The organism is Nostoc sp. LEGE 12454 (assembly GCF_056620565.1).
The window spans coordinates 94,934-111,871 of the sequence record NZ_JBWQXL010000008.1; the positions used below are offsets into that span (position 1 = coordinate 94,934).

The 16,938-nt window shown below is 41.7% G+C and carries 11 protein-coding genes and 2 pseudogenes; all 13 read right to left on the reverse strand.

Annotation, left to right across the window (positions count from 1 at the left end; translation table 11 throughout):
- Positions 1-88: 88 nt before the first annotated feature.
- The 13 genes and pseudogenes from AC1F2U_RS11210 to ppsA all read right to left on the reverse strand — a co-directional run bounded on the left by AC1F2U_RS11210 (position 89) and on the right by ppsA (position 16,908).
- Positions 89-1,612: a beta-barrel domain-containing protein gene (locus tag AC1F2U_RS11210; protein ID WP_480261208.1), complete on the reverse strand. Its 1,524-nt coding sequence runs from the start codon at positions 1,610-1,612 to the stop codon at positions 89-91.
- A gap of 65 nt (positions 1,613-1,677) precedes the next feature.
- Entirely contained in the window at positions 1,678-4,407 is a 2,730-nt protein-coding gene (locus tag AC1F2U_RS11215; RefSeq protein ID WP_480261209.1) for a peptidase domain-containing ABC transporter, read from the reverse strand.
- Positions 4,301-5,026 carry a helix-turn-helix domain-containing protein gene (locus AC1F2U_RS11220; protein WP_480261210.1) on the reverse strand — a complete coding sequence of 242 codons (726 nt, stop codon included), beginning with the start codon at positions 5,024-5,026 and terminating at the stop codon, positions 4,301-4,303. Before AC1F2U_RS11220 ends, AC1F2U_RS11215 begins: the two co-directional genes overlap by 107 nt.
- 436 nt (positions 5,027-5,462) lie before the next feature.
- Positions 5,463-6,626: a sensor histidine kinase gene (locus AC1F2U_RS11225; RefSeq protein WP_480261211.1), complete on the reverse strand. Its 1,164-nt coding sequence runs from the start codon at positions 6,624-6,626 to the stop codon at positions 5,463-5,465.
- Positions 6,627-6,672: 46 nt separating this feature from the next.
- Positions 6,673-7,860, reverse strand: a complete 1,188-nt coding sequence (locus AC1F2U_RS11230) for an RNA-guided endonuclease InsQ/TnpB family protein (RefSeq protein WP_480261212.1) — start codon at positions 7,858-7,860, stop codon at positions 6,673-6,675.
- Between the two features lie 33 nt (positions 7,861-7,893).
- Positions 7,894-8,340 carry a response regulator gene (locus AC1F2U_RS11235; RefSeq protein WP_179071173.1) on the reverse strand — a complete coding sequence of 149 codons (447 nt, stop codon included), beginning with the start codon at positions 8,338-8,340 and terminating at the stop codon, positions 7,894-7,896.
- Positions 8,285-10,591 (reverse strand): annotated as a pseudogene (locus tag AC1F2U_RS11240) (ATP-binding protein). Before AC1F2U_RS11240 ends, AC1F2U_RS11235 begins: the two are co-directional and overlap by 56 nt.
- Before the next feature lie 411 nt (positions 10,592-11,002).
- Complete coding sequence (locus tag AC1F2U_RS11245; RefSeq protein WP_480261213.1) at positions 11,003-12,595, reverse strand: dolichyl-phosphate-mannose--protein mannosyltransferase; 1,593 nt, start codon at positions 12,593-12,595, stop codon at positions 11,003-11,005.
- Positions 12,596-12,853: 258 nt separating this feature from the next.
- Positions 12,854-13,477: a GNAT family N-acetyltransferase gene (locus AC1F2U_RS11250; RefSeq protein WP_480261214.1), complete on the reverse strand. Its 624-nt coding sequence runs from the start codon at positions 13,475-13,477 to the stop codon at positions 12,854-12,856.
- Between the two features lie 170 nt (positions 13,478-13,647).
- Positions 13,648-13,872 carry an element excision factor XisI family protein gene (locus AC1F2U_RS11255; protein ID WP_480261215.1) on the reverse strand — a complete coding sequence of 75 codons (225 nt, stop codon included), beginning with the start codon at positions 13,870-13,872 and terminating at the stop codon, positions 13,648-13,650.
- A complete protein-coding gene (locus AC1F2U_RS11260) occupies positions 13,872-13,997 on the reverse strand; it encodes an element excision factor XisI family protein (RefSeq protein ID WP_480261216.1) in 126 nt (41 codons plus the stop codon). Before AC1F2U_RS11260 ends, AC1F2U_RS11255 begins: the two co-directional genes overlap by 1 nt.
- A pseudogene (locus AC1F2U_RS11265) lies at positions 13,967-14,397 on the reverse strand (element excision factor XisH family protein). Before AC1F2U_RS11265 ends, AC1F2U_RS11260 begins: the two are co-directional and overlap by 31 nt.
- A 12-nt stretch (positions 14,398-14,409) precedes the next feature.
- Positions 14,410-16,908 carry a phosphoenolpyruvate synthase gene (gene ppsA / locus AC1F2U_RS11270; protein WP_480261217.1) on the reverse strand — a complete coding sequence of 833 codons (2,499 nt, stop codon included), beginning with the start codon at positions 16,906-16,908 and terminating at the stop codon, positions 14,410-14,412.
- Between the last annotated feature and the right edge of the window lie 30 nt (positions 16,909-16,938).

The window sequence follows — 16,938 nt, forward strand, 5'->3', positions numbered from 1 at the left end:
TATTAGCTGGATGTAGAAACATTATATGTAACTTCTCTACATTCCCAATTCCCATGTCCTTTGGGCGTAGGGAAGGGGGTTGGGTTTTCTACAATTTCACCCCACCCTGCTGCAACTGCTTAAATGGGTCAAGTAGAAAATCAATAATCCGGCGCTGGCGCACAATTACCTCAGCTGTAGTCGTATCCCCAGGACGCAGGGCAATACATTTATTAGTTGAGGAAATACAATTTTGTTTTAGGGCAATTTCTAAGTCATAAGCTGCCATTTTTCCATTAGGTGTATCCACTTCTATGGTAGTAGGAGAAATCTCTAACAATTCTCCTTCCACTATTCCATAATCCTGAAACGGATAAGCATCAAACTTTAGCTTTACTGGTAAACCTTTTCGCAAAAAGCCACTCTCAGTTGTCGCCATTTGCGCCCGAATTATTAAAGGCGAACCTTGGGGTGCAATCTCCGCAATCATCGCTCCAGGCTGCACTACAGACCCAGCCCGTTGTATCGGTAACTGAAAAACTCTACCATTCACGGTGGCTCTTAACTCTCGTTGTCCTAACTGAAACTTTAACGAAACAATCTGACTCTTACTTTGAGCAATTTCTGCCTGAAGTGTAGTAATTTCTGTCTCCAAATTCTTCTGTTGTTCGTCGATTTTTAGCAGAGCTAGCTTGCTGGAACGAGTTAAGGTCTGATAACTCCTTTCCTGCTCTTTCAGTCGCAACTGTGCCTGTTCAATATCTGCATTTGCTTGCCGAATAGTCCGCTCATAACTACTCTGTTGTTCTACCAAACGTAGTTTAGCCTGCTGAATATCTGACTGATTTTGTTCGTATAACTGTTGCTTGTCTTTAGCTATATCTTGCTTTTCCACAACATTAATTTCTGGAACAACTCCTGACTGCCAAAGACTGCGATAACGTTCAACTTCCCGCTCGGTACTCGCCAAACTACTGTTTACTAACTTATTAGCTGTTTGACTATGCTCAAGAGTTTGCCGTGCCTGATTCACTTGAGCTAATTTTTCGTCTTTTTGTAAGTCATAGGAATTCCTAAGAGCATTCATATTCTGTCGGGCTTGGTCAATTTGAGCCTGCTTTTCTAACTGTTGAGATTGATTTTGTTGCTGTTGAGTTGTCAAAGATACAACTAACTGACTTTTAGATGAATTTAACTGAGAAAGTCGATTTAATTGCCCCTCTAATTTATCCTGTGCCTGCCGCAATTCTGCCTTAACTAATTCCGATTCCAACACCAATAAAGTCTGCCCAGTTTTAACTAAATCACCTTCCTTTACCCGAATTTCGGCAACAGTACCTGCCACAGCAGCATCCAACCTAACCGTCTTTCCCTTTGGTTCAATTCGCCCTCTTGCCGTACCTGTTTCATCTACCTTAGATAGCATCGCCCAAGGCAAAATAATCGACACAAAGACCACTAAAAAATACAGTAATCCTCTTGTCCAAACCTGGGGCAAGCTATCAAGTAAATCTTTGGTTGCATAAGCCCAATCATCAGTTGATATGGCTGGTGTTTGCTCCCTTAAAACTTCCCCGTGCTGTTCTACCTCATAGATTTGGGTTTGAACCCTTCCATTTAATGTGTTTGGCATGATTTTTCCTAATATCAATTTTGGATTTTGGGAGACAACAAAAGCTTCTTCCTTATGTTCTTTTTTCACCCCGCAACATCCATCTGCTGATGATTGAGATAAAAATAATGTCCCCGCTTGGCCATCAACTCTTGGTGAGTCCCACTCTCAATCAACACTCCACGATCTAGCACTAAAATCAAATCTGCATTCCGCACAGTTGAAAGACGATGGGCGATTACTAAGGTGGTTCTGCCTTTGAGAATTGTGTTTAAATTCGTCTGAATAATCCTTTCTGACTCTGCATCCAGATGGGAAGTCGCTTCATCCAAAACCAACAGCTTGGGATTGCCTAATAACGCCTTTGCGATCGCAATTCTTTGTCGCTGTCCTCCAGACAACATCCCCCCTCCTTCACCAATCTGGGTTTCATAACCCATAGGCAACTTTTTAATAAACTCATCAGCACCCGCCAATCGCGCCGCCTCAATAATCTCTGCTAAAGTTGCCCCAGGATGTGCCAAGCTAATATTTTCTCGAATCGTTCCGCCAAACAAAAAGGTATCTTGGTCAACTACCCCAACTTGTTCGCGTAGAGAACGCAACGAAAGACTGGTAATATCATGCCCATCAATCAACACTTTGCCATCCGTAGGAGGATATAACCCTAAAACCAGCTTAGAAATCGTGGTTTTCCCTGAACCACTCCGTCCCACCAGGGCAACCATTTGCCCACTATGTATTTCAAAACTAAGATTTTCTAAAACATTAATATCGCTTTCAGGGTGATAGCGAAATGTCACGTTGTCAAAGCGAATGTTACCTTGAATCGGTGGTAAAGATTGCCGCGCCTGGTTTTGCAAATCCTCTTCTGGTTCCGCATCCAATACATCATTAATGCGTTCCACCGCAATCACCACTTCTTGCAATTGATTCCACAAAACTGTTAATCGTTGGAAGGGTCTAATAATATTTCCCAACAACATATTAAATGCCACCAATTGCCCAATGGTTAGTTGATTGTGAATCACTTGGTACGCACCAAACCACAGCAACATAGTAGTTACCACTGCTTCAATTGTGTTGCTAAATATTTGCAGGCGATTGCTGATAATTTGCCCAGAGAAGTTAGTTTTTACTTCTTTACTTAATAACTCTTCCCAATGCCAACGCACTGTCTGTTCTACTGCTGTAGATTTAACTGTTCGCACGCCAGAAAGGGCTTCAATTAGATAGCTACTTTCATTAGCAACAGCATTAAATATTTCTCTAGAAATCCTTTGTAAAAAAGGTGTGGCAATCAATGCCAGCAGCAAAAAAGGCGGTACGATCGCCAACACCAGCAACGCCATTTTCCAGCTGTACCAAAACATCAATCCTAAATAGATAAAGACAGTAACTAAATCTAACAGGATGGACAACGCCTCACCGGAGAGGAAGCGTTGAATTTTACGGTTTTCCTGTACGCGAGAGATAATATCCCCCACATAACGGGACTCAAAGTAACTCAAGGGTAGCCGCAGGGTATGGCGAATAAATCCGACAATTAGTGCTAAATCGAGCTTATTCGCCGTGTGGTCTAACAAATATTGTCGCAACCCCGTCATCGCGACACGGAATAAACTAAAAATTAGTAACCCTAACCCCACCGCTGTTAAGGTTAGTTCCGATCGCTGCACCACTACGCGGTCTAAAATTAACTGCGTAAATAAGGGAGTAACAAGTCCAAATATCTGGATAAATAAGGAAGCAATAAACACTTCCAGCATCACTAAAGAGTGAGGCTTCATTAATTCAAAGAATTGCCAAAATGGGGTAGAAGTCTCTTTAGTATCCTTGAGCATTGCTGTCGGTTGCAGCAGCAATGTGTAACCAGTCCAGTTAGCTTTAAATTCGGCGTGACTGAGGCTAAGTTGACCAATGGCGGGGTCGGCGACAATTACATGTTTGGGGGTAATTTCGTAGACAACGATGTAATGTTTGCCTTCCCAGTGGGCGATCGCAGGCAATTTTTGCTTCGCTAATTGGTCAAGACTTGCTTTCACAGGCCGCGTGGCAAACCCAATACTTTCCGCCGCCGCCGATAACCCCCGCAGTGATGAGCCATTGCGGTCAACATTGGCGATATCCCGCAGCCGATTTACACTAAAGTTTTTCCCCCAATAGCGAGACACCATCACTAAACAAGCTGCACCGCAATCCGATCCACTCTGTTGGGCAAAAAACGGATAGCGTCGAATCACACGCTGTAATAAATGCCCTACTCGCTGCGTAGAGTTGGGAAAATAGGCTTTGCTTATTTTTTTCTCGCGTGGCTTTACTGCTGGCGTTGACAAAATATTCGTTTCATCCAGCCGTTTTGAGTCAGATGGCAGTACTGGGGGGTTATCTGAGTCCACCTGTGGGGGATTACGAGATAGCGCCTTAGCCCACAAATGCTCCCGAATTTGGGGATATTTAGCCATCAAGGGCCATAAAACTTCACCTGGAACAAAGCACAGTTGCAAGTTGATTGAAGCCCTGGCAGCGTAAGCTTTAAAGTCTCCCTCCTTAAATAAGGTAAATTCCCCAAATGAGTCACCTGCTTCTAAAGTGGCGATTAACTCATCGGCGCTATCTAGCAACCTAACCTTACCAGCGATCGCAATATAGATTCCTGGTTGAACATCAGTTCCTTGCCAGAATTTGCCGACTTTCGGGTTGATAAATTTAACTTGTTGAAGATAGTGTTGAAATTCCTCCGTCGAAAGAGAATGCCCCAGAATTTTGTTGAACTGTTGTAGAGTTACTAACTGAGCGGATATATCTTGCGCCATGAATGTCTACATCTTTTCCTAATTTTGCAAAGTTAATAGGTAAAAATTCGGAATTATCAGGAATAACTGCCGAATTCAGGTCATTAATCAAAATTTTGGAACCTTGAGCCTGTTCAGTGCTGTTTTGTTCAGAATTGCTGGGTTTTGGTACTGTGGATAATCCCATCTGTTTGAGCAGTCGCTTGATATGGCGATCGCTTACCTCAATCCCAAATTCTTTCGCAAGATGTTTCCCCAGCCAGTTAGCTGTCCATCGCCTAAAAGAATACCCACGATCGCGGGGACTACTTTTAATCAGTTCTTTCAAACGTTCTAAATACTCGTCATTTACTGCCTTCGGGCGACCAATGGGGCAATCTTGCCATTGGTGCGCCATCCCTGTTCGGGCTATGTGCATCCAATGCCTTGCTGTTGCTGGGCAACACCCCAAAATTTGACAAATTTCAGTTTGGGTTTTTCCCTCATCTGCCAACAACATGATTTCAATACGTTGTTGGTAAGATTCGGGTAAAGTTTTTTCCAAACTTGCTAACAGTAATTTCCGCTGAAATGAGGTTAAATACTTACTGTTAATTACATTTATGTATCTTGTTTCAATTTTCGTTTGACAGTCGGACATATAGGTATAATTAACTGGATTTGTAGACAAGCAAATGTCTTCTGAACGATGCAGAATTTTGCAATATCTCAACTTTTAGAGATATTGCAAAAACTAATTTTTTTGCAACTGTAATACTTATTACTATTTGTTTTTTATTTTATGCAATAAATAAGTATGCTAGGTAATATATTTGACAACGGTTTTTTAATATTCCTTTTGTAAGCCTAGATTAGGCTACAAATCCAATTTGTAAATTCCGAAAATAGTCGTTAAATTTTAGTAAATTTTTTGTAAAGATAGATTTCCTTTGAGCAGAGAAAAAAGCGATAACAGAGTCGCCATTACCACGGATGAAAATTAGTTTGAGAACTCGCATACGTAAGGGCACAATATATTTTTTACTGGGGCACAATAATGAACTGTATTCCCCATATATGAAAATTGCTGTAACTACTTAATCTTCTAGTAAAGGAAGGGTGACGGTAAAAGTTGTACCGACTCCAACTTGACTATTGACTACAATTTCGCCCCCATGTGCATCGACACATTTTTTGGCGATCGCTAGCCCCAAGCCAGTACCAGGTATGTTTCCCACATTGTCCGCCCGTCGGAAAGGCTGAAACAATCGTTTTTGGTTTTCTTGAGGAATGCCAATTCCCCAATCTTGAACTCGGAAAATTACCGCTTTTTCCTGACCAATTAGTTCAAAGCGCACCATGCCGCCCGGTAGTGAATATTTAATAGCATTGCTAAGTAAATTACCCAAAATGTGCCGCAGTAAGCTTTCATCCCATAAAGCTTCATCTAATTGCCCAAAACTGGCAAACACTAAAGTCAGATGCTTATCATTTGCAATCAATCGAACTTCATCGACCATTTGGCGACAAAAAGCTTCTAAATCTAAACAGATGACTTCAAAACCGAGTCTACCAGAATCAGCTTTGCCGATGAATGTAACTTCATCCAATAGCTGCGCCATGTTTTTAATTGCCGAGCGAATCATTTGCAAATGATTCTGTTTTTTTTCTTTAGTTAATCTTTCATCTTGATTTTGTAGCAATCCAGCAGCCAAGAGAATAGTATTTAGCGGATTGCGGATGTCATGGGAGAGCATTGAGACAAATTCAGATTTAAACTGGTTGAGTTCATTGGCTTTTACGAGTTCCGCAGTTCGTTCTTCAACCCGGGTTTGTAAAGTTTCATTGACTGTGCGTAATGATTCTAAAACCTGCTTACGCTCGATCGCATAACGTAGCGATCGCACTAACACATCTACATTTACCTGGCGCTTGACTAAATAATCTTGGGCCCCCTGTCGCACTGCTTCAATTGCCAGTTCTTCATCATTTGTATTTGTTAGAACAACAATTGGTATGCTTGGCGCTTGACCAATCAGAGGAGGTAGAGATGACAATCCTTGACTGTCAGGTAGAGTTAAATCTAATAAAATCACATCATAATTACATTTACTTAGTTCCTGAAGTGCTTCCCCCAATCGCGTTACATGAACCAGAGTAAACTCTTGGGACTGCGCTTGTGTCAGAAACTCTTGTAACAACCTAGCAGAAGCTAGATTATCCTCAATTAACAAGATTTTTACTGAGTAGCGCACAACCATAATCTTCAGGTTTCACCCCCTATTGCTGCTCTATCTTTTGACATACTCACCTGCCTGAAGGCGAGGTGATTCTTGACGCTTCGTTGACAGATGCTACCGGAGTAGTCTTATCCCGTCTCTGCATCCGTTTAGAGTCGTGGCAATGCCCTATCCCGACTTTATTTATATTTTTTGATGCGTTCTCGTCTCGGTCGTGTTCAGTTCCACAGTTAAAACATTGAACTAAACGAATTTTTAAATCAAGTTTGCCCCATCTATATCCACAGTCAGAACAAATTTGGCTTGTTGGTTCCCATCGACTTATAACGCGAAAATCCCTGCATAGTTTGACTGATTTAGCCTCGCACTGTGTTCTGAATTCTCTCCATCCTTGTAGGCTAATTGACCTCGCTAGCTTGCGGTTTTTGACTAATCCTGACACATTTAAGTCTTCTAAAACAATAGTTTGGTTTTCACTAATAATTTTGGTAGACAGTTTGTGCAAGAAGTCTTTGCGCGTATCTGCAATCTGGTTGTGCAGTTTTGCTATTTTGATGCGGGTTTTGGCTCTGCGCTTCGAGTCTTTGGGTTGACGCGCTAACTTTTTCTGGAGTTTGCGAATTTTTATATCAAGTTTTGAGTAATTTGGACTTTCTGCTTTCTCTCCATTACTCATCACAGCAAAAGTTTTTATTCCCAAATCAATACCGATACTTATGTGTTTAGCTTCGATTTTAACTGTTTCAACTTCTACTACAAAACTGAGAAAATAGCGATTAGCACAATCCTTGATTACAGTGACAGAACTAGGTGCAGATGGTAAAACTTTGGACCAAATCGGGCTAACGTTACCAATCTTGGCTAGATTTATCTGATTCCCTTTTATAGAAAATCCGCCAAGTCTAAACCGTGCCGTCTGTTGATTGGTTTTCTTTTTGAACTTAGGACTACCTAACTTCTTGCCTTTTCTTTTGCCTTTGAGCGAATCAAAGAAGTTTTTGTAAGCAACACCTAAATCTGCAACCGACTGTTGCAACGGGATATTAGAAACTTCCGATAGCCACTCACGTTCAACAGTTTTCTTTGCTTGGGTAATTACCAGTTTTTGCAAGTCATTGTTGCTTGGTAGTTTTTCTGACTGTTTGCAGATAGCCAAGGCATCATTCCAAACCACACGAACACAACCAAATAACTGAGCTAAAAGCTGTCGTTGTTGGTCTGTCGGGTAGAAACGGTATTGATACCTGGCTTTCATGGTTAATGCTATAATGTCCCCTTATCCTCTGCCTCACTCCGATGGTAGTGTCACAGTAGAGAGCCAAAAATCTTCAATACTTTTGACGATTTGAAATAATTGATTAAGGTTGCGAGATTTAGTGATATAGCAATTCACGTGTAAATCGTAGCTGTGAAAAATGTCATCCTCATTTTTTGAGGTTGTTAACACAACAACTGGAATACGCTTTAGTAGTGGGTCGGCTTTTATTTCCGCCAGCACTTCTCGACCATCTTTTTTAGGCAAGTTCAAATCCAATAGAATGAGGTCAGGGCGTGCTGCATCAGCATATTCACCTTCTTGGCGTAAATAAGCCATAGCATCTATGCCATCCCTGACCGTTACCACTTGGTAGGGCACTGAACTATTTTTCAATGCTTCTTGGATTAAGCGAATATCAGCTTTATTGTCCTCTACCAAAAAGATGGTTTTGTGTTTTTCTCCCGTTTCTACGCTCAAGTTCGCGTCCTCCAACTGGAATCGTAAAGTAGAAGGTTGCGCCTTCACCTAGTTCTGACTCTACCGAGATCCGCCCCCGGTGACATTCGACAATCTTCTTACAGATGGCTAAACCCATACCTGTACCAGTATATTCATCCCGCGTATGTAAGCGCTGAAAAATTACGAAAATGCGATCGCTAAATTTCGGATCAATGCCAATACCATTATCCCGAACTGAGAATAGCCATGTATCTTCTATTCTTTCTGCTCCCACATGGATTTGTGGGGTCTGGTCACTGTGGAACTTGATGGCGTTACCGATGAGGTTTTGGAATAGCTGCATCAGTTGGGTGCTGTCAGCCATGACTACTGGTAAGGGATCGTGGGTGATAGTAGCCCCAGTTTCATTAATGCGTTGACGCAAATTGCCCAATCCCCGCATTAAGGATGTCTCTACATCGTTCATTTGAAATGCGATCGCTTGCATATCCACTTTCGAGTATGCTAGTACGTCATCAATCAACGTCTGCATCAGGTTAACTCCTTGCACAGCGTAACTAATAAACTCCTGAGCATCTTCGTCAAGTTCTTCGCTATAACGCATCTCTAACAGTTGCACGTAATTCACAACTTGATTGAGTGGTTCTTGCAAGTCATGGGAGGCAACGTAGGCAAACTTTTTCAGTTCGGCGTTAGAACGTTCTAAATCCTGGGCTAACTGGGCTAGTTCATCGGCTTGACGCAGCACAATATTGACAATTGCTTTCCGCAGTTCCAATGCTGCTTTAACTTCTACATCTTTCCAAGGTAAAGATGTTAAACGAACCGTTTCTTTCCACAGTTCAAATGATTTGCGCGGACACAGACGGACATTTCCTTCTGACTGGTTAACTTCAAACGCCTTATTAGGATCTCCACCCCAATTTACAGTTTGGATTACTTCTGGCCGGAACCACAAAACATAATTTCGCTTGGCGATGGGAATAGCTAATAAACCACTGGCGACATTTTTAAAACTTTCGGCATCTGGATAAATCTGTGGCAAAGAATCTGTATAGAAAACTTCTTCTTCAACATTATTTTTCAGCCATTGGACTAAAAAATTCAGGTCTTCTTCTCTAGGGGTTTCACCAACTATTGTGCAATTTCCCCCAAAACAAACGGCTGCACCTTGAGCGCTGGCCAAATCTAAAAGATGTTGAGGGTTTTTAACTAAACCATCAATGAAGTTTTCTTCTTGAGACATGTATTCAATCAAAATTGATTGAAGGTGTGTCAGATTTATCCGGTGATAATAGTCTTCTGTCTCTTCTCTAGCCGAGATTTCTGCAAATATCACTCGCCCCAAAAATTCGCAAGCTTTACGCAATTCGTAGGAAACGTGTTTAGGGGATTGATGGTGACAAGCAATTAGTCCCCAGAGTTTTTGGTCTTTAATTAAAGAAATCGTCAGCGAAGCACCAACACCCATATTATGCAAGTACTCTGTATGACAGGAAGCAGCACTTCTGAGAATAGAGTTGGTTAAATTAATCGGGCGATCGCTAATTGGATTATTGACAGGAAAAAGCTTGACTGGCTGAGAATAAGCATCCGGGATGATTCTGATCGAATTAGCAGCAAATAACTTTCTCGCTGGTTTGGGAATATCTGACTCTGGGTAATGCAGCCCTAAGTATGGTTCTAGGCTTTCTAGTTTTTCTTCAGCGACAACGGAACCATGCCCATCATCATCGAATTTATATAACATTACTCTGTCAAATTCCGTTATTTTCCGAACTTATTGAACGATAACTTGACAAAAGTCACGGAGATTTGCTGTTTTTTCTAGTTGATTTATAGATGCTCTAGCTAGATGATAAAAGCTTAAAAATGGGATATTTTCTTGAGTCAGAGCAGGTTCTAACTCCAGGATTAAAAATCCTTCTGTATTGCGGTGAAATACTGCATCAAATACTACGTACTCATCACCTTTTTTTCGCACCCAAACCTTGGTGGGATTAATAAAATCAAGATTTTCCCCGGATAGCCCTGTTTTAATTCTCTCTATTTGAAAGGGATCTAGTAAATCTTCTAGTTTTTTATTTAACATATTTTCGGGAGCAATGCCGAAAATCTTTAGTGTATTAGTACTAACTTGTAATATTTTTAGCTCAGGCTCATCCAAGACTAACAGGACACCATGAGGCTGAATTTGGCTAGAAATATGAATCGGTGCCTCTTTCAAGCTAATTAAATTAATACCTGGCAATTGTAAGTTCATTTCCATGACGATCCTCCTGTGTTGTCCGGGAGCATCAAAACTAGAGTATCTATAATAATGCAGAATGATGAATGGAAAAATTTTATAATTTTCCATTCATCATTTTTACTTAGTATCTAATTTCCCATGCCCTGGTGTTGCATTTTGCAGCCTTAGTTCGATCTGCTTGTGCTTTGAAAAGTCTAACAGTGACTAAAGTTACATAGCGATAAGAAATGTGAAAACCATGTGATTGAATAATTCTATATATGTGTAGCTATGTTAACGAAGAGAATTCAGGAGCCAGGAGCCAGAATATCCTTTCAGGGAAGCAAGCTAAAGAATTTAATTCGGCATAAATGGCGGATACGCCCCAGAGCAGCTTGATTCTGAACGGAGCTTCGGAGTCTCCAGCTCTGCTCCTGAATTCTTTTTTAATCAAATCCAAGAGTTGAACCACATTCGCAGCTTGTAACCGTTAGGAGAAAGGGGTAAACCCAAATAAATGGGCATCCAGAAAATAAAAGCAGCCAGAATGATAAAAGTAATGGTGACACTTAGCGCTCGGAGTTGTTGATAATAACTGCAAAGACACCGATCGACAAACCAAGCGATCGCTAAAAATACAAACACCACTGCACACATATAGTGGTAGATAAAAACACACCTTGTCACTTTTACCCAAGGTAATAAGTTAGCAGCATAATTTATAACTAAATACAAAGCAATCCAAGTATCAACACTCAGGGTTGCAGGCATAGAAAAACGCTTTTTTTTCACCCAAGGAATTACCGCTTGTGACACCAGCATCCCTACTAAAAACAACATAGCAGCAACACCAAACCACCACAAAAATGGATTCCCCATTGCATGGACATCATAAATAACTTGTCCAGCACCAGCAGGTAAAGGCGGCCCCATCACAGGTAAGGGTTCGCTGATACTTTCAGCTGTTTGATAATAATATGCCATTGGTCGAGTCATCAACGGCCATTTATACCAAGCAGCACAGTAAGGATGTACGTTAGGACTATTACCACCTAGATGTAAATGAAACTTCAAAATTTGCTGATGTACTGCAATAAATCCATAAGTTTTATCTAGTTGAAGGTGAGGAATCCAGATGATGCTATAGATAAAAGCTGGGATAATTCCTAGATAAAACAGCATCTGAAAAATATTTAGCTGAGTTAAATTTTGTAGTGGTGTCTGAGATGATGTAGATAAGGGGGATGAGGGAGAATAAGTAGAAACTCCTGCCTCTTGACTCCTGCCTTCTACCTGCTGACTCCTAACTCCTAACTCCTGCCTCCTACCTTCTGCCTCCTGCCTTCTGCCTCCTGCCTCCTGTTCTAATGAGGGGGATTTAAAAAAGAATTTGGAGTTAGAGAAAGAATGTATCAAATGAATTATCCAAGCTGCTATCCAAATGAGATAAGCACCTGATAGGAACCATAAACCATTCCACTTAGTACCGACTGAGGCACCAAAACCAATGCCAGCAAAAACTAACCAAAAAGAACGCCGCCGATTTTGGTTATCTAATCCCAATAATAAAAACCAGTGCCCTAACAAACCAAAAATGACGATATAAATATTACTTAGAGCATACCGAGACTCAACTAAAAAAATACCATCACAAGCTGTGAATAATCCTGCAAGTATTGCAAAGGTACGACGATAACTTAACTGATAAGCGATCGCAGCCACAACTACAGGAATAAATGAGCCTGTAAGGGCATTGAACCAACGATAAGTCCAAGGCGATCGCAATGAACCTGTTAATCCATTAACCGTATCGTGCCAAAAAGGAATGTGACTGCCAATCCAAATGCCGATGCCGATCATATATTGACTTAGCGGCGGATGAGCATTAAAAAATGGCGTATGCGTAAGATAATTATTACCAAATTTGGCAAAGTAAACTTCATCAAATACCAGAGTGTTGAATCGCTCCAGTCCCCAAAACCTTAAGGCGAGTGAGAAAAGAAATACACTCACCATCCCAATTCGGAACCACTTTTTAGTCATTTGTCATTTGTCATTTGTCATTGGGCATGGGGAATAGGGAATGAGTCTTTGATACTCGCCGATGAGTTTTTGATACTCGTGAATGAGTCTTTTATATTCGCCGACGAGTCTTTGATACTCGCCGATGAGTCTTTGATACTCGTGAATGAGTCTTTGATACTCGCCGACGAGTCTTTGATACTCGTGAATGAGTCTTTGATACTCGCCGATGAGTCTTTGATACTCATGAATGAGTCTTTAATACTCGCCGACGAGTCTTTAATACTCGTGAATGAGTCTTTCAACTCCACTCCTTTGCCCCCCTGCCCTCTGCTCAAGAACTGCTCCTCTATTCCCCTTCCACTCTTCAGGTGCATCTAGTTGAAACAGGAGTAGTTCAATACCGTAATACTTGTTTGTCCGCCCTATTGGTTTCATACCCAATCGTTCTGTTACACGGATTGAACCATGATTTTCTGGCTTCACTACGGCATAAATCACTGGCAAGTTCAAAACACTAAATCCGTAATTGAGCATAACTCGTCCGGCTTCTGTTGCATACCCTTTACCCCAAGAAGCTCGCCGCAATTCCCAGCCTACTTCATAATCTTGAGTGGGTAAACCATCTTTGTCGGGCAATTGTTTAAGAAGGATAGTTCCCACAATTGTTGTACTTTCCTTTTCAAAAATTGCCCAAGCTCCAGTACCATTGTTGCGTTGGTGCATTCGCTCGATACCTTCAATCAAGCGCTGACGCTGTGACTCAATGCTTGTGACGCGAGAAGATTTACCAAGAAAGTGCGTAACTTCAGGATCGCTGTAAATTGCAAACGCTTGTTCGGCATCGCTTTCGGGTATCCAACTGCGAATGATCAAGCGTTCGGTTTCCAAAAGATTTGTCATCTTGCTTTTGGCTAAAATAAATTGCCATTCTGCAAAATACTAAGATACTTATGGTTGAGCAGTCAAAAGTTTTGTAGACAATTAACAAACAAAATATAGCGATCGCTATGCTATGGGCAATTATCCAGAGGTTTAACTAACGTTGGCTATGCGATGCCTGCGGCGGTAAACTACGCAAATTCTAAATCTTTCCGCAGTTCTTCAGACCGAAATCCCAATACAATCCGATCTTTCGACACACCAGCCCTAACCAGTTCCGTTGCTACCCCCTCTTCAGTGCCATCACGTTGAATCCAAATTTTGCTATCAATAATATCAATGTGAATCAGGCAGCCGTGAACGCGACGAGTCACAGTAGGAGATAAATCATAGGCAGGTTCTCTTCCCAAAATCATCAACAACGGTCTTGTTCGCCGTCGAAAACTGTTTCAAATTGAATATTGCCAATGCTGAAGGGGATTTTTGTATGTTCAATCAGAATATTCCGAATTAATTGCCTGTACTGCTCCAAGGTATCCATCTAAAAATAACCTCTTGCTCTAGTTGAAATACAATGATATGAACTTTGTAATCCTCTATCAAAAGTTTAGCAATTGGTTCATCAAAGATATCGGCGTATACTTCGTCCCGAACGGCGAGGTAGAGGACGCGTTCGGGATTGGTTCTACTCATCACAGAGCGGTATGCAAGATACTGTCCCAGCACGTGTTCGAGATCAGTCATGTCCGATACGCTGCGAAACGTTTTAATCTCAACGGCTATCTGCTGTCCTTCCTTTTCAGCAGCAATCAATTTCTCTGCACCCAGGTCAACATACATATCCCTTTTTCCCCCAGATGAAATGGATCGTCGGTAATTGTCCAGCCATCTTTAATTAGGGCATTTTTGACGTTCTGGTGGTAGCGGTCTCTAACTGGCATAAATTACTCGAATTACGAATTACTACCCTCGACTTTTGCCACTTCTAGCATTGTCTTTAAAACCGAATCAGGATTTAGACTAATCGAGTCAATTCCCTGTTCCACCAAAAACTGGGCAAATTCTGGATAGTCGCTGGGTGCTTGCCCACAAATGCCGATTTTGCGATCGCATTTTTTCGCTGTTTCTATGACCATTTGTACCATTCGCTTAACAGCTGGACTGCGTTCATCAAATAATCGCGCTACTAACGCCGAATCCCTGTCTATCCCTAGTGTCAATTGAGTTAGATCGTTAGAACCAATGGAGAAGCCATCAAATACCTCAGCAAATTCCTCAGCCAGAATCACATTACTGGGCAACTCACACATCACATAAACCTGCAAACCGTTAACACCTTGCTTTAAACCATTTTTTGCCATCTCTGCTAAAACCAAACGCCCCTCGTCAGGGGTGCGACAAAAGGGAATCATTGGGATGACATTTGTCAAACCCATTTCTTCCCGTACCCTTTTGAGGGCATGACATTCTAAGGCAAAAGCTTCTCTGTAGCCTTCATCGTAGTAACGCGCCGCCCCCCGCCAACCCAGCATTGGGTTTTCTTCATGGGGTTCAAACTGTCGCCCACCTAATAAATTGGCATATTCATTACTTTTGAAATCTGAGGTTCGGACTATCACTGATTTCGGATAAAATGCTGCGGCAATTCTACCAATGCCCTGAGCTAATTTATCTACAAAATATTGGGGTTTATCGTCGTAAAGTGCAGTAATATCAGCAATTTTAGCTTTGGCAAATTCATCTTTTAACGAGTCATAGTGAATCAACGCCATTGGATGAATTTGAATTTGGTTAGCAATGATAAATTCTGTCCGAGCTAAACCTACGCCATCGTTGGGAATTGCCGATAAACTCAATGCTTCTTGGGGATTACCCACATTCATTAAAATTTTAGTGCGGGTGCGGGGTAAGTTTTCTAAAGGAACTTCTTTAACTTCAAAAGGTAATAAGCCTGAATAAACTTTTCCTTCTTCCCCTTCAGCACAAGAAATTGTTACCTCTTGGCCAGGTTTCAAGATGTCCGTAGCATTACCGCATCCCACGATCGCAGGTACACCCAATTCTCGCGCAATTATTGCTGCATGACACGTGCGGCCTCCAGAATTGGTGACAATTGCACTGGCGCGTTTCATAATTGGTTCCCAATCGGGATCGGTTCTCTCTGTCACCAAAACTTCTCCGACTTGGAACTGTTCTAGTTTCTGAACATCTAGAATTAAGCGTGCTTTTCCCTGACTAATTGCTTCCCCAATTGCACTTCCCGTAACCAGGGGGATTAAGGATTGGGAATCAGGCAGTGAGGAGTGGGAATTTTCCCCATTCCCGATTCCCCATTCTCGATTCCCCAATAACAAACGATAACTCCGCAACACATTTCCCGTCTTCTGCGACTGTACGGTTTCGGGGCGCGCTTGCACAATAAAAAGTTGGTTAGTAATCCCATCTTTTGCCCACTCGATATCCATTGGAGTGAAAATGCCGTGGACTTGGGAATAATGGTCTTCAATTAAACACGCCCAACTTGCTAGTTGTAAAATCTCTTCATCACTCAGAGCGAATTTACCTCTTTCACTGGGTGAAACCGAAACATTTTTCGTAAATTTTGAGCCGTCATCATAAATCATTTTTAGTTCTTTGCTGCCCAATTTTTTATCGATAATTGGGCGGAAACCAGCTTTTAAAGTTGGTTTAAAAACATAATATTCATCGGGATTTACAGACCCCTGGACAACATTTTCACCTAAACCGTAGGCGGCTGTAATTAGTGCCGCATCCTTAAAACCTGTTTCTGTATCAATGGAGAACATCACTCCAGAGGTTGCTAAATCAGAGCGCACCATTTTTTGCACGCCCACAGCCAGAGCAATGCTAAAGTGGTCAAATCCTTTGGCGTGACGATAAGAAATAGCGCGATCGGTAAATAGAGAAGCAAAGCATTTATGACAAGCTGCTAAAACTCCTTCGACACCGACAACGTTGAGGTAAGTTTCCTGCTGTCCAGCAAAACTAGCATCGGGAAGGTCTTCAGCAGTGGCACTGGAACGGACTGCCACATCTGTGTCTGCATGGTATCGCTCACAGAGACTATGGTATGCTTTGGCGATCGCCTCGCGCAATTCTACAGGAAATGGTGTGTGGATTAATAGCGATCGCGCTTTTTTGCCGCGTTCTCGTAAATTTTTGACATCTTCAACATTCAAGTCAGCAAAAAGTTTGCGTAGCTTCGCTTCTAACCCCGCTGATTGAATGAAATGACGATAAGCGTAAGCAGTAGTGGCAAATCCTGTGGGAACGTTAATGCCTTTGGGTGTTAGCTGTTGAATCATTTCCCCTAGTGAGGCATTTTTACCACCAACTACTGGGATATCAGCAATCCCAATTTCATCAAACCACAAGATGAGCGATCGCTCTTGGGCAGATAGAGACAAAGTGCTTTTTGATACTGTAGTCATAAATATTACCTTTTTAGTTTATACTCAACT

Excerpts from the sequence above, each read along its gene's own strand:
- AC1F2U_RS11225 (WP_480261211.1), bottom strand. The coding sequence starts at position 6,626 with ATGGTTGTGCGCTACTCAGTAAAAATCTTGTTAATTGAGGATAATCTA.
- AC1F2U_RS11220 (WP_480261210.1), bottom strand. The coding sequence starts at position 5,026 with ATGTCCGACTGTCAAACGAAAATTGAAACAAGATACATAAATGTAATT.
- AC1F2U_RS11250 (WP_480261214.1), bottom strand. The coding sequence starts at position 13,477 with ATGACAAATCTTTTGGAAACCGAACGCTTGATCATTCGCAGTTGGATA.
- AC1F2U_RS11245 (WP_480261213.1), bottom strand. The coding sequence starts at position 12,595 with ATGACTAAAAAGTGGTTCCGAATTGGGATGGTGAGTGTATTTCTTTTC.
- AC1F2U_RS11210 (WP_480261208.1), bottom strand. The coding sequence starts at position 1,612 with ATGCCAAACACATTAAATGGAAGGGTTCAAACCCAAATCTATGAGGTA.
- AC1F2U_RS11215 (WP_480261209.1), bottom strand. The coding sequence starts at position 4,407 with ATGGCGCAAGATATATCCGCTCAGTTAGTAACTCTACAACAGTTCAAC.
- AC1F2U_RS11260 (WP_480261216.1), bottom strand. The coding sequence starts at position 13,997 with ATGGATACCTTGGAGCAGTACAGGCAATTAATTCGGAATATTCTGATT.
- ppsA (WP_480261217.1), bottom strand. The coding sequence starts at position 16,908 with ATGACTACAGTATCAAAAAGCACTTTGTCTCTATCTGCCCAAGAGCGA.
- AC1F2U_RS11255 (WP_480261215.1), bottom strand. The coding sequence starts at position 13,872 with ATGATTTTGGGAAGAGAACCTGCCTATGATTTATCTCCTACTGTGACT.
- AC1F2U_RS11230 (WP_480261212.1), bottom strand. The coding sequence starts at position 7,860 with ATGAAAGCCAGGTATCAATACCGTTTCTACCCGACAGACCAACAACGA.